At 69.6% G+C, this 13628-nt stretch carries 11 protein-coding genes; 7 read left to right on the forward strand and 4 right to left on the reverse strand.

Going from position 1 to position 13628, the window contains the following annotated elements; translation table 11 throughout:
- The first annotated feature begins 27 nt into the window (after positions 1 to 27).
- Positions 28 to 813, forward strand: coding sequence for a hypothetical protein (locus tag U0177_RS04115; RefSeq protein ID WP_409569323.1), 786 nt, complete (start codon positions 28 to 30; stop codon positions 811 to 813).
- A gap of 803 nt (positions 814 to 1616) precedes the next feature.
- Positions 1617 to 3461 (forward strand): glutamine--fructose-6-phosphate transaminase (isomerizing), encoded by a 1845-nt coding sequence (gene glmS, locus U0177_RS04120; protein WP_409569324.1) that lies wholly within the window; start codon positions 1617 to 1619, stop codon positions 3459 to 3461.
- A gap of 34 nt (positions 3462 to 3495) precedes the next feature.
- Here glmS and U0177_RS04125 read toward each other — a convergent pair whose 3' ends face one another.
- A complete protein-coding gene (locus U0177_RS04125) occupies positions 3496 to 4011 on the reverse strand; it encodes a ClbS/DfsB family four-helix bundle protein (RefSeq protein ID WP_409569325.1) in 516 nt (171 codons plus the stop codon).
- Between the two features lie 349 nt (positions 4012 to 4360).
- On the opposite strand from U0177_RS04125, the gene U0177_RS04130 reads away from it, so the two are divergent.
- From U0177_RS04130 to U0177_RS04140, 3 genes are read left to right on the forward strand one after another with little or no spacing between them, the layout of a single operon-like run.
- Positions 4361 to 4813: a hypothetical protein gene (locus U0177_RS04130; RefSeq protein ID WP_409569326.1), complete on the forward strand. Its 453-nt coding sequence runs from the start codon at positions 4361 to 4363 to the stop codon at positions 4811 to 4813.
- Between the two features lies 1 nt (position 4814).
- Entirely contained in the window at positions 4815 to 5045 is a 231-nt protein-coding gene (locus U0177_RS04135) for a helix-turn-helix transcriptional regulator (RefSeq protein ID WP_409569327.1), read from the forward strand.
- Positions 5046 to 5068: 23 nt separating this feature from the next.
- Complete coding sequence (locus tag U0177_RS04140; RefSeq protein ID WP_409569328.1) at positions 5069 to 5806, forward strand: DUF2306 domain-containing protein; 738 nt, start codon at positions 5069 to 5071, stop codon at positions 5804 to 5806.
- A gap of 184 nt (positions 5807 to 5990) precedes the next feature.
- Here U0177_RS04140 and U0177_RS04145 read toward each other — a convergent pair whose 3' ends face one another.
- On the reverse strand, positions 5991 to 6968 hold the full coding sequence (locus tag U0177_RS04145; protein ID WP_409569329.1) for an NAD(P)-dependent alcohol dehydrogenase: 978 nt from the start codon (positions 6966 to 6968) through the stop codon (positions 5991 to 5993).
- 243 nt (positions 6969 to 7211) lie between these two features.
- Positions 7212 to 9893, reverse strand: coding sequence for a LuxR C-terminal-related transcriptional regulator (locus U0177_RS04150; protein WP_409569330.1), 2682 nt, complete (start codon positions 9891 to 9893; stop codon positions 7212 to 7214).
- Positions 9894 to 10228: 335 nt separating this feature from the next.
- Between U0177_RS04150 and U0177_RS04155 the strand changes: the two genes are divergently transcribed.
- On the forward strand, positions 10229 to 11083 hold the full coding sequence (locus U0177_RS04155) for a 1-acyl-sn-glycerol-3-phosphate acyltransferase (protein WP_409569331.1): 855 nt from the start codon (positions 10229 to 10231) through the stop codon (positions 11081 to 11083).
- The gene (locus tag U0177_RS04160; RefSeq protein WP_409569332.1) at positions 11080 to 12270 is read left to right on the forward strand and encodes an MFS transporter; all 1191 of its coding nucleotides are present in this window, start codon (positions 11080 to 11082) and stop codon (positions 12268 to 12270) included. The genes U0177_RS04155 and U0177_RS04160 overlap by 4 nt, the downstream gene beginning before the upstream one ends.
- Positions 12271 to 12341: 71 nt before the next feature.
- On the opposite strand, the gene U0177_RS04165 is transcribed toward U0177_RS04160, so the two are convergent.
- On the reverse strand, positions 12342 to 13607 hold the full coding sequence (locus U0177_RS04165) for a glycosyltransferase (protein WP_409569333.1): 1266 nt from the start codon (positions 13605 to 13607) through the stop codon (positions 12342 to 12344).
- Positions 13608 to 13628: the final 21 nt, after the last annotated feature.

Genomic DNA, 13628 nt, shown 5'->3' on the forward strand with positions numbered 1-13628 from the left:
GTACACCATCGCACAAAGACAAAGCGCATGCTCAAACCACCGCACCGCCCCCGGCGCTGGCGCCGCGCGATCTGCCGCGCGCTGCTGGTTGGCGCGCTGCTGGCCGCCGGCACCCCGGCCAGCGCAGCCCCGCAGCCGCTCTACGACGCCGCAGAAGGCAGCTTGCCGCAGGCGCAGGGCTGGGCCTACTTCGCGATCGGCGGCGCGCCGGCGCAGGGCCTAGAGCCCGGCGCGGCAGTGCTCGACAGCACCGGCGCCATCGCGATCAAGGCCGGCTACCTCGCCAGCCACGCCGGCTTCCTCGGCAGCAGCGCGCCGGTGCCGGTGCTCGACCACACCGCCGGCGTGACGATCACCTTCGCGCTGCGGCTCGACGACGAAGACCACAGCGGCAGCGCCAATCGCGCCGGCCTGAGCGTCATCGCGATCTGCGACAACCTGCGCGGCATCGAGCTGGGCTTCTGGAAGAATCGCGTCTGGGCGCAGGAGGGCGGCCAGCAGCGGCTGTTCACGCAGGCCGAGGGCGTTGCGTTCGACACTGGCGCCGCGCTGGTGCGCTACAGCCTGGTGCTGCGCGACGGCGGCTACCGGCTGGCCGCCAATGGCGCGCCGATCCTCAGCGGCGCGCTGCGCGACTACACCGCCTTCGGCGGGCAGCCCGACCCGTACGAGACGCCCAATTTCCTGTTTCTGGGCGACAACACCACGCGCGCCGCCAGCCGCTTTCACCTCGCGTCGGTGGCCGCCGACGCCGAGGCGCGCCCCGGCCCCGCGCCCGGCCCCAGGCTGTTTGTGCCGCTGGCACGGGCGTAGGGCGGCGCGCAATAGCCGGCAATCCATATAGCGAAATTATCATTTGTGAAACCCCGCCGCCGTGCTATACTACGCGCGTATAGCAATCCTACCGGATTCATACAGGCGAGAAGATGTTTCTTTGGGGGGCTGCGCCCCCCTGGCCCCCTGCTTTTTATGACTCATGTAGGATTGCTATAGTAGCGGCCACAGGCGCGGCAGGAGGTGCAGCCAGAGCACGAAGCACAAGCGCATGGGCTGGGCGGCCACACCCGCTCAGCTGACGAGGTGGAGGTTCCCCATCGCGAGGTGGGGCTAATACTGTTCTAAGAACCTGTCTGAACAGGCGAAGCGCCAGGGGATATGCCCCTCGCCCACACCTTTCTGGAGGATGACGGCCGCGCATGTGGCTACCACCCGCATTCAGGCAGCTTCTCAGTTTTAGTAGAAAATCGACAGATCAGCGGATGCCTCCCAGGCGCGCCACCGCCTGCGAGCGGCCTGCAAACCCTCCCGGCGACGGGCGGAACAACCCAGGCCAGCAGTGAGCACCACAGCATTGTCTGCGGCATAGACAGGGCCAACTCGCGCCCCTGGCCCTCGGCCGCGCATCCCCGGCAGCATACAAACAGTTGCGCAGCAGCGCGCCCACGCCAGTGGCGGCGGGTGCGGCTGCGCCATCCGGCGGCCTATGCGGATTCGGCCCGCGCGCGCGGCTCGCCACAGCGCACCAGTGCCGGCCCCGCGCCGGGCGCGGCGAAGGGCTGGGGCCGAGCCGCGCGGGCAAGCGCCGCGCGCCGCCGGGCACACACAAGGAGCAAGAAATGTGCGGCATTGTCGGATATGTTGGCCCGCGCGAAGCCACCGAGGTGGTGGTGGGCGGCCTGCGGCGGCTTGAGTACCGCGGCTACGACTCGGCCGGGATCGCGATCGACGACGGGCGCGAGCTGCAGCTGCGGCGCAGTGTCGGCAAGCTGGCGAACCTGGCGGCGCAGCTGCGCGAGCAGCCGACGCACGGCAGCTTCGGCATCGGCCACACGCGCTGGGCCACCCACGGCGGCGTGACCGAGGCCAACGCCCACCCGCACCGCGACGCCAGCGGGTCGATCGTGGTGATCCAGAACGGCATCGTCGAGAACTACCTCGAGCTGAAGCACGCGCTGGCGGCGCGCGGCCACGCCTTCCAATCGCAGACCGACACCGAGGTGATTGCGCTGCTGCTGGGCGACCACTACGCCGCCTGCGGCTCGCTCGAGCAGGCCATGCGCCTGACGCTGGCCGAGCTGCGCGGCGGCAATGCGATCGTGGCCATGAGCCACCACGAGCCGGGGCGGCTGGTGGCCGCGCGCCTGGGCAACGCCGGCGGCATGGTGATCGGGCTGGGCGAGGGCGAGACATTCGTGGCCTCGGATGTGCCGGCGATCCTCGACTACACCCAGCGCATGCTCTTCATCGAGGACCGCGAGCTGGCGGTGCTGACGCCCGCCGGCGCGCAGGTGTCGAAGCTCGACGGCACGCCCGTGCGCAGGCAGCCGGCCACGGTGCCGTGGGACCCGGTGGCGGCGGCCAAGGGCGACTTCAAGCACTTCATGCAGAAAGAGATCTTCGAGCAGCCGCGCGCGCTCACCGACGCGCTGCGCGGCCGGATCGACCTGGAGGGCGGCGCGGTGCTGCTCGACGAGCTGCGGCTTGCCGACGGCGACCTGTGGCGGCTCGGGAGGGTGTACGCGGTGGCCTGCGGCACGGCCTGGCACGCCGCGCTGATCGGCAAATATATGATCGAGACGCTGGCCAAGCTACGGGTGGATGTCGACTACGGCTCGGAGTTCCGCTACCGCCAGCCGCTGCTCGGCGACGATACGCTGCTGCTGGCGATCACGCAGAGCGGCGAGACGGTGGACACGCTGGCGGCGATGGAGGAGGCGCGCGCGCAGGGCGTGAAGAGCGCCGCGATCGTGAACGCCGTCGGCAGCCAGGCCGCGCGCCTGGCCGACGCCGGGGCGCTGTACCTGCACGCCGGCCCCGAGATCGGCGTAGCCTCGACCAAAGCCTTCACCTCGATGCTGGTGGTCGAGTACCTGCTGGCGCTGCGGCTAGCGCAGGCGCGCGGCGCGCTACGGCCCGACGCGATCCGCACACACGTGCAGGCGCTGGTCGAGCTGCCGGGCAAAGTCGCGCGCGTGCTCGAGCAGCAGGCGATCTACCACGAGCTGGCCGAGCGCTACCACCGCGCCGGCGACGCGCTGTTCCTGGGCCGGCAGGTGAGCTACCCGATCGCGCTGGAGGGCGCGCTGAAGCTGAAGGAGATCAGCTACATCCACGCCGAGGGCTACCCGGCCGGCGAGATGAAGCACGGCCCGATCGCGCTGATCGACGAGGACATGCCGGTGGTGTGCGTGGCGGTGCGCGACGCGATCTACGAGAAAATGCTCTCGAACATCGAGCAGGTGAAGGCGCGCGGCGGCCACGTGATCGCGATCGCCAGCGAGGGCGACGCGCAGATCCGCGCCAAGGCCGACTACGTGATCGAGGTGCCCGAGACGCTGCCGCTGCTCACGCCGGTGCTCACCAGCATCCCCATGCAGCTGATCGCCTACCAGTTCGCGCTGCGCCGCGGCGCCGATGTCGACCAGCCGCGCAACCTCGCCAAGAGCGTGACGGTGGAGTGACGCCGATCGCGCAGGGTTGGCTGGCGCGGCGCGCTCAGCCGAGCCGCGCCAGCCAGCCGCGCACAACCGGCTCGTGCTCCTCGTGGAAATGCTCAAACGAGCCGGTGATCACGTCGGCCAGGTAGCGCCCTGGGAGCCAGCGGTAGCGGTCGATGTCGTTCAGCTCGCTCTCGCTCAGCGCGCTGGCGGCCTCGTACATGCGCCGGAACGAGTCCCGGTACTCGCCCAGCACCTCGCCGAGCGGCCGGCCGCGGTTGGCGTGGTAGATCCAGTCGTTGATCGCCTCCAGATCGGCCTCGCTCTCCCCGTCGAGGCCGGCCGGCCACGGCGGCGCGGCCGGGTCGCCGTGGTCGCGGGCGGCGGCGAGGCGCGCCAGCGTCACGATCCGCCAGCCGTTCAGGTGCGCGACGACGTCCTTGAAGCTCCAGTCGCCGGACGCGCCGGGCTGGAGCATACGGCCCTCGCCGACCTCGGCCACCATGGCATCCCAGAGCCCGCGCTCGCGCTCGATCAGCTCGAGCAGCGCGGCTTTGCTCAGTGGTTCGGTCATACGGCGCTCCTTTCTCACAGTCCGAGCGAGCATGCGAGCAAGAATTTTGCCGCTATGCCAGAAAGCCTATTATACCAACTCCGTTTGATTACTTGTGTTTTCTTGTGCGGCGCCGCACAGGAAAAAGAACTTTGGCGGCGGCGTCGCCGCCCCCAAACCCCCACCAACGTGTAAGTCATCAAGCGACTTTGATAGTAGAGCATCGCGCCCTTGCGCCTTGTGGCGACGCCCCGCCCGGCATTCGCGCAGCCGCTATGTAAAATACACTTGACATTAAGTATGTTTTATTATACTATTTGTTCACTGTAGATGACTAAAGGTAAACCGCAACGAACAATCGGAGGAGCGCATGTCCTTCCAGGAAAAAAATATCACCGCCTCGCTGGCGAACTTCGCGCTGATCCTGGCATTCTACCTAGTGCGCCTGTTTCAGCTCGCGCGCGGCGGCAACTTCGAGCAGGGCAGCGTGTTCCGGCTGTGGGGCATTGTGGTTGTGCTCGCGACGGTCGGTACGATTGCGATCATGATCGTCACCCACATCGCGTCGAATGTGATTCACACGATCCAGACCAGGGACGAGCGGCCGCTGAGCGACGTGCAGGACGAGCGCGACCAGCTGATCGACCTGCGCGGCACAACCATCGCGTACCGCGTACTCTCGATCGGCGTCGCGCTGTCGATGCTCACGCTGGTGCTTGGCCAGCCGCCGCTGGTGATGTTCGCGCTGCTGATCTTTTCGGGCCTGGTCGCCCAGATTGTCGCCGATATCGCGCGGCTGTACCTGTACCGAAGAGGCTTTTAAGATGGGCAAAGGCCAGATCAACAACAACATTCGGACGCTGCGCTTTTTCCGCAATGAGATGACGCAGGAGGAGTTAGCCGAGAAGGTCGGCGTAACACGCCAAACCATTATCGCCATGGAGAAAGGCAAGTACTCGCCCTCGCTCGAGCTGGCGTTCCGCATCGCGCGCGTGTTCGGCGTGCCGCTGGAGCAAGTTTTTTCCTATGAAGAAGCCGGCGACGCCGGCAAGTGACGCATTAGAAAAAGGCACAAACAATGATCAAGCACACGCACACCCCGCCCGAGCACTCAGCGCGCGCCGCCGCCGCGCGCCGCGCCGAGTGGGCAATTCCCGCCGCGCTGATCGCGCTCACGATGGTTCCGCTGGTGGCCGGCGTCGCGCGCCTTGTGAGCCTGGCGGCCGGCGCCGCCGTAACCCCCGACAACGCGCGGTTTTTCGCCGCGCCGGCTCCGGTGGTGATCCACATCGTCGGCTCGCTGCTGTTCTGCCTGGTGGGCGCGTTCCAGTTCGCCCCCGCGTTTCGCCGGCGCAGCCCCGCGTGGCACCGCAACGCCGGAATCGTGCTGGCGGCAGCCGGCATCGCCGCCGCGCTCTCGGGGCTGTGGATGGCCCAGTTTTACCCGCTCGCGCCGCACCTGCAAGGCCCGCTGCTGTACGGCTTCCGCCTCGCCGTCGGCGTGGGCATGGTCGCGTCGATCGCGCTCGGCTGGCTGGCCATGCGCCGGCGCAACCTCGCGGCGCACCGCGCGTGGATGATGCGCGGCTACGCGATCGGCCAGGGCGCCGGCACGCAGGTGATTGTGACGCTGCTGTGGGTGCTGGCGTTTGGCGCGCCGGGCGATCTGAGCCGCGACCTGCTGATGGGCGCGGCGTGGCTGATCAACCTCGCGGTGGCCGAGCTGATCATCCGCAGGCGCCCCCGCCGCAGCCGCGCGCAGCGCCCGCAGGCGGCAGGGCTCTCGCCGAGCGCCGGCTCGGCCCCGCGCCCGTGAAACACGTTATGTCAGCTTAGTTTGGCCGCTTTGTCTTGTGATACGCTGTTCGCTTGATCACGTATCGATTGTGTTGCACTCCGTGGCTTCGCCACGGAGTGCAACACAATAAGAAATTTGGGGGCGGCCCTGCCGCCTCGAGCCCCACGATACAGCAGGTGATCCGCCGATTTGGCCTGACGCGCTACGCAGCCGATAACGCAACCACGACCTTGCCACGCGCGTGGCCTGCCTCAAGATAGCGGATAGCGTCGGCGACCTGGCTCAGCGGGAAGCGCCGATCGATCACCGGCGTGACCTTGCCAGCATCGATCAGATCTTTCATAAACAGCAGATCCTTTTGGTTCGGTTTCGCCAGCACGTTGGCGATGCTCTGGCCGCCGCTGCGCGAGAGCCAGGGGCCGAGCAGCATGGCCTCGAACATCTGCGCAGAGGAGCCGCCGGTCATCACATAGCGGCCCTGCGGGCTTAGTGCGCGCCGGTATGCCGAAAGCGGATGGTAGCCGTTTGCAGCGAGGATCAGGTCGTAGCGCAGCCCGCTCTGGGTGAAATCTTCGCGCGTGTAGTCGATCGCGTGGTCGGCGCCAATCGAGCGCACCAGCTCGATATTGCCGGTGCTACACACGGCTGTAACCTCGGCGCCGAACGATTTGGCTATCTGCACCGCAAATGTGCCCACACCGCCAGACGCGCCGTTGATCAGCACTTTCTGGCCCGCGCGAATCTGCCCCTGGTCGCGCAGCGCCTGCAGCGCGGTCACCGCCGACACCGGCACGGTCGCGGCCTGCTCAAACGTCAGCCGGCTGGGTTTGGGCGCGAGCGCGGCCTCAGGGGCGGTGACATACTCGGCAAAAGCGCCAAACCCGCTGCGCGACAGGTCGCCGAATACCTCGTCGCCAGGCTGAAACTGCTTCACGTTTTTGCCCACCGCCTCGACCCGCCCGGCCACGTCCGAGCCGAGTACCGGGTATTTTGGCGTCAGCAGGCCATACATGAAGCGGATCATGAATGGGTCGGCCCGCAGCAGGTGCCAGTCGCCAGCGGCGGCCGAGGCCGCGAGCACTTTCACCAGCACTTCATCATCCTTGGGGGCGGGCTTTTGCACCTCTTTGAGCTGAAGAACATCGGGTGCGCCGTACCGTGTGTATACCATCGCCTTCATTGGTTTGCTCCTCATACCAAATTCGCTTGATGACTGACACTTTGGTGGGGGTTTGGGGGCGGGGCTTCGCCGCCCCCATTCTTATTGTGTTGCACTACGTGGCGAAGCCACGTAGTGCAACACAATCGAGAAGTGATCAAGCGAACAGCGTATCAATTGCTCGACATGCCAGTAGCATAGCAGCAACACGGTATCGGGGTGGAGATACTAAAGTACTGGCCGGGGTATTGTTGTGAGGTAGATCTACAGCAAGCCCAGCTCGCGGGCGCGCGCCACGGCCTCGGTACGGCTCTGCACCTGGAGCTTATCGAAGATGTTGCGGTTGTGGCCTTTGACGGTGCTCAAGGCCAGGAACAGCCGCGCGCTGATCTCGCCATTCGACAGCCCGTTGGCAATCAGCTGAAGTATCTCTTGCTCGCGCGCGCTGAGCGGCTCGGCTAGCTGCGAAGCGGCCGGCGCGTGCGCGGGCGCCGCGCCCTGGAAGGCGGCCAGCAGCTTGGCGATATAGCCGGGCGCCATTCCCTGCGCGGCGGCGGCCGACAGCAGGCGCGCCAGCGGCGGCCCCTCGCTGGCAAACACGCGCACATAGCCCTCCGGCTCCGCCAGCCCGAGCGCGCGCCCCAGCGCGCCAAGCGCCGCCGCAGAGTCGCCTTGCGACTGGTGAGCCAGCGCCTGCAGCACGCCGATCTCGATCGCGCTGCCCATCCTGGCGCCGGCCTCGGCGGCCTGCTGCAGGCGATCCAGCAGCCGCACCGCCGCGTGAGTGGCGCGCCCGCCCTCGGCGATCAGCAGCCGCGCCAGCGTGATGTACTCGAACTCGCGCAGATAGCTCAGCTCGCCATCGGCCGACAAGCCCTGCTCGTGCGCCCAGCGCGTGGCCTCGCGCAGGCGGCCCTGTGCCAGCCACACCCGCGCCCGCGCAGCCGCGAGCGGCCGCACGTCGGGCAGCGGCGTTCTGCGGTAGTGGCGCTCGGCCGCGCCGAGCAGCTCAAGCGCGCCGGCCAGGTCGCCTTCGGCCTGCTTGAAGCGCGACTGGGCGCGGCACAGGCGGTATTGCCAGTCGGGCAGCGCGGCCTGCTCGCCCAGCTCCAGGCTGCGCAGCAAGTGCTGGCTGGCCGCGTCGAGCTGCCCGCGCTCGTGGTATAGCTCGCTCAAGCCGAGGTACAGGTCGGCGGTGCCGCGCAGCGGCTCGCCCTGGCCGAGCGCAAGCTGCAGCGCCTGCATATACGCCCCGATGGCGTCGCCGAGCCGGCCCTGCACCGCACGGATATCGGCCATGCCAAGCGTGCCGCTGATTGCGAAGTGCAGGTTGCCCACGCGCCGGAAGTTAGCCATGGCCTCGGCAATCGCCCGGTGGGCCGCCTCCAGGTCGCCGCGCGCCCACTGGGCCAGCCCCAGCAGCGCGGCGGCCGGCCCGCGCCGGAGGTGGTCGTCCTCCGGCAAAAGCTCAAGCGCCCGCCGGCCATACACCACCGAGCCGGGGATATCGCCGCGGGCCTGGGACAGGTAGGCGCGGGCCGTGGCGATCGAGGCCGGCAGCGTGCGAAACTGCGCCTGGTCGGCGATCAGCGGCTGGCCAGCCGGGCCGGCGGCCGGGGCAGCCAGCCAGCGTTCAGCCTCGCGCAATCGGGCCTCGGCGGCCTCAAGCTCGCCGCCGTTCAGCAGCGCCCAGGCATACGCAACGCCCAGCACCGGCCTGTCGCCGAGCAGATCCTCGGGGAGCGCCCTGGCCCATGCCAGCCAGGCGGCGGCCTGAAAACGCCCGTCCATCGCGGGCCACGCCAGCTCGAGCAGGCCGGCCGCGCGCGCGAAATCGTTGGCGGCCAGCGCATGCCCGATCGCCTCGGCCGGCAGGCCATTCTCGGCATACCAGGCGCTCGCGCGCTGGTGCAGGGCCGGGGCAAGCGCCGGCTGCTGGTGCAGCATGTGCGCGGCCAGCACATCGGCGAACAGGTGGTGGTAGCGAAACCAGTGGCGGGTATCGTCCAGCGGCACCACAAACAGGTTGCCGCGCTCGAGGGCTTCCAGCACGGCCACGCCATCGCCCCGGCCGGTGACGGCATCGCACAGCGGGCCGCTCAGCCGGCCGAGGATAGACGTTTGCAGCAAGAAGCTGCGTACGGCCTCAGGCTGGCGCCGCAGCACCTCTTCGACAAGGTAATCTACGATATACCGGTTATCTCCGGCAAACGTCTGTACGAACCGCGAGGCATCGTCGCGCCCGCGCATCGAGAGCGCCGCCAGCTGGAGGCCGGCGATCCAGCCTTCGGTGCGCCGCTCGAGCGCGGCCACGTCCTCGGCCGAAAGGCCAAGCGCCATCGCCTGGTTGAGAAACCCGGCGGCTTCATCCTGGGTAAAACACAGGTCGCCGGCGCGCAGCTCGGTTAGCTGGCCGCTGGCGCGCAGCCGTGCAAGCGGCAGCTGCGGATCTTCGCGCGTGGCGAGCACCAGGTGCATCTGCGGCGGCAGGTGCTCGATCAGAAAGGCGAGCGCGCTGTCGATCGCGGGAGAGGCAATCAGGTGATAGTCGTCGAGCACCAGCACAAAAGGCCGGGGCGCGGCGGCGATCTCATTCAGCACTGCCGTGAGGCTTGCCTCGATTGGTGGCGGCTGCGGCGACTGGAGCGCGCCGGCCAGCCCCGCGGCGGGGGCTGCCGCTGCCGCCTGCAGCGCAGCGACGAGATACGCCAGAAAGCGCGCCGGGTCGCGGTCGGCTGCATCCAGCGAGAGCCAGGCCACCGGCCGATCGCTGCCGGCGAGCCACTCGCCGAGCAGCGTGGTTTTCCCAAAGCCGGCCGGGGCCGAGATCAGCGTCAGCTTGCGGTGAAGGCCCTCGCTCAGCCGCTCGGTCAGCCGCTGGCGCAGCACGGCCCTGGGCCGCGGCCGCGGGATATACAGCTTGGTAGCCAGAATTGGCATAGACATAGCTCAATCCCAGCGCAATAGTTAGGCGTGAGCGAGGCCCGCGTATCGATTTGGAGGGCCGGGGAAAACGTGTAGCGATCGTAGCAGAGCTAACCCGGCCTGTCAATCGAATCGGCCAGGGCCCGCGCAGGCCCACAGCGCCGCTAAGCCCTGTGGCGGTGCTTTCGCGCCATTCGGCTATAATGGCATAGTTCGTGATACGCCCCGGCACTACACTTCACGCCACCACACAGGTGCGAAACGCGGCAGCGCGGAGCGGCGGCATAGATACGCAACCGCCTGCGCTTCCGTATATCCTATACTATCGGCCAGATAGCGAGCCGGTGCGAGAGCGCATGACCACACTAGACGAGCTGACGGCGATCAACAGCCAGGATCTGCTGACATCAATGGGGCTAAGCCAGGTGCGCCGGGGGCGCGCCATGCTCGAGCGCCTGTGCCGGCCGCCCGCGCGCCGGCTGGCGCGGCAGATCCTCACCTACGACGCGCTGGTGGCATCGGCGGGCCTGCAGGCGGCCGGCGCCTGGGTGCTGGGCCAGTACGTCGGCAATGTAGCCGTGCAGGGCCAGCCGCTGCCGCGCACCGGGCCACTGCTGATCGTTTCGAACCACCCCGGCCTCTACGATACGCTGGCGCTGTTCGCGGCAATCCCGCGCGGCGATCTGCGGGTCATCGCGGCCGACCGGCCGTTTCTGCGCGCGCTACCGCACACCTCGCGCCACCTGATCACCGTCAGCGAGGCAGCCCCCGACCGCAGCCAGGTGCTCCGCGCGGCGGCGCGCCACCTGCGCGCGGGCGGGGCGCTGCTGACGTTTCCAGGCGGCCGGATCGAGCCCGACCCGGCGGTGCTGCCAGGCGCGGCCGCCGCTCTAGAAGATTGGTCGGCGAGCATCGCCGTGTTTGCGCGCCTGGTGCCGGGCCTGGTGGTGGCCCCGGCAGTGGTGAGCGGCGTGCTCTCGAGCGCGGCGCTGCGCCACCCGCTGGCCTACCTGCGCGGCCGCCAGCACCAGCAGCTGCTGGCCGCGACGCTGCAGATCGTGTTTCCTTCGCTGCAGCGCGGCACCGTGCGCGTCGCGTTCGGCCGGCCGATCGACGCCGGGGCGCTGCACGGCGAGGGCGCCGACGTGAGCGCGCCGATCATCGCCGAGTGCCGCCGGCTGATCGAGCGCGGCGCCGAGGCCAGCCCATGATCGGCGCGCGCAGCTCGGCACGCTGGCTCGTGCCCCAGTCGTTTATCTTCGTCACGGTGTTCGTCGACATGCTCGGCTACGGCATTGTGATCCCGCTGCTGCCGATCTATGCCGGGCGCCTGGCGGCCGGCGGCACGCTGGTGGGCCTGCTCGGCTCGCTGTACGCGCTGGCCCAGTCGGCGGGCGGCCCGGTGCTCAGCGGCATGTCCGACCAGTACGGCCGCCGGCCGGTGCTGCTGGTAAGCCTGCTGGGCACTACGCTGGCCTACCTGCTGCTCGGCGTCGCCGGCTCGCTCTGGCTGCTCGCCGCAGCCATACTGCTCGATGGCATCACCGGCGGGAATATCAGCACAGCGCAGGCGTATATTGCCGACAGCACCGACGCCGACCGGCGCTCGCGCGGCTTTGCCGCCACCGGGGCGGCGTTCGGGCTGGGGATGATGGCCGGCCCGGCGCTGGGCGGCTTGCTGATCCGCTATGGCCTGAGCGTGCCGGTGTTTGTGGCCGCCGCGATCGCCGGGGCGAACACGCTGCTCGGCCTGCTGCTGCTGCCCGAGTCGCTCGCGCCCGAGCACCGCGCGCGCCGGCGGCTGGCCGATCTGAACCCGGCGCGCCAGCTTGCCGCCGCGCTGCGCCCCGGCAGCCTGCGCGGCCTGCTGCTGACGATCCTGCTGCTGAACCTGGCGTTCTCGGGGCTGCAGAGCAACTTTCCGCTGTTTAGCCGCGCGCGCTTCGGCTGGCAGGCCGCCGATAACGCCTTTTTCTACGCGTTTGTCGGCACCTGCGCGGTGGCGACGCAGGCGGTGGCGCTGGGCTGGCTGCGCCCGAGGCTGGGCGAGCGCCGCCTGGCGCTCGGCGGGCTGGCGCTGATGGCAGCCAACCTTGGCCTGGTGGCCGTCGCCGGGCGCGGCTGGATGCTGTTCCCGATTGTGGCGCTGCTCGCGCTCGGCAGCAACCTGAGCATCCCCTGCCTCACCAGCATGCTTTCGGCGCGCGTCGCGCCGGGCGGCCAGGGCCAGCTTATGGGCAGCATGCAGATCGTCATCAACCTAGCGCTCGTCGGCGGCCCGCTACTTGCCGGCCTGTCGTTCGACTACCTGGGCGACGCCGCGCCATACGCGCTGGGCAGCCTGGTGGCGCTCGCGGCGCTGTGGGCCGGCGCCCGCGCGACGAAAACGACACTATAGGCGCAGGGCAGTTGGGCGTGGAGCTGGGAAGCGCGAGGGGCACAGCCTCTTGCCAGACAGGCGATAAAGGACTAAAGGTGCGACTCGATCAGATCGGCCGCGCGCTCCACGCCTCGCTCGGCGGCGATCTGCTGGCCCAGCCCGGCCGCGCGCTGCTTGAATATCGGCTGGCGCACTGCGGCGTCGATCGCCTCGGCCAGGCGCTCGGCGCTGAGCGCGCGGGCCGGGATGGGCGCGGGGGCGCAGCCCAAACGCGCGGCGCGCCCGCTCCAGAAGAACTGGTCGGCGCCGAACGGCACGCACACCGAGGGGATGCCGGCGCACAGGGCGGCGGCCAGCGTGCCCGCGCCGGCGTGGTGCACCGCCGCGCCAACCTGCGGCAGCAGCCAGTCGTGCGGGGCCGCGCCGAGCGGGTAGACATGCGGCGGAAGCGCGCGCTGGTGGGCGCCGGCGCCCACCAGCAGCACCGCACGCTGGCCTGCCAGCGCCAGCCCACGTACCACCTGCGCCAAGAGGCGTTCGTCGGGCACGGCCATAGCGCCGCCGAAGCCGGCATACAGCGCCGGCCCGGCCTCGAGAAAGCGCAGCAGGCTTGGGTCGGGCCGCCAGCCGGCCGGCCGCTCGAGGAGCCAGTAGCCGGTCACGTGGAAGCGGCCGGGCCAGTCGGGCGGGCGCGGCGCGACGCGCGGGCTATAGCCGAACAGAAACAGGTCGCCACGCGCCGCAGTGCGCGCGGCCCAGCCGGCGCCGGTGCGGCCCGCCAGCCCCAGCGCGTCGCGCCGCCAGCGGCCGAGCATATCGCGCCAGGGCTGCCACACGGCATGCTCGGCGAGGGCGTGCGTCAGGGCGTTGTACCACGGCCCCAGCGAGAGGCCAAACGGCTGCAGCGGCGAGGGGAACGCGCGGGTGCGGCCCAGCGGCTGCGTCAGCGCCCATACGCAGGGGATGCCCAGCGCCTCGGCGATCTGATCGCCCCAGGTGGTGGGCAGCGAGACAACCAGCGCGCCCGAGCCCTGGCTGCCCTGCCACGCGCTGGCGAGCATGCGCGCGAACAGCGGCCGGGCGGCGCGCAGGTAGGCCAGCGCGCTGCGGGCGCTGCGCAGCAGGCCGCCGTCGTAGGTGAGCGCCGCGCGCAGCTCGGGGCGGGCGAACAGCTCGTTGGGGTTGCCATCGAGCGGCACGAACCCCAGGCCGTGCGCGGCCACCAGCCCGCGAAATGGCTCGTGCGTCAGCACGCGCACGGCGTAGCCGCGCCGCTGCAGGCCGGCGCCAAGCGCGACCAGCGGCTGCACATCGCCGCGCGTGCCGCTTGTCAGCAGCGTGATCACGCGTCGCATTTGCCCACCAGCGTGTGGCGC

Source organism: Kouleothrix sp. (genome assembly GCF_046328425.1).
Taxonomy (GTDB): domain Bacteria; phylum Chloroflexota; class Chloroflexia; order Chloroflexales; family Roseiflexaceae; genus Kouleothrix.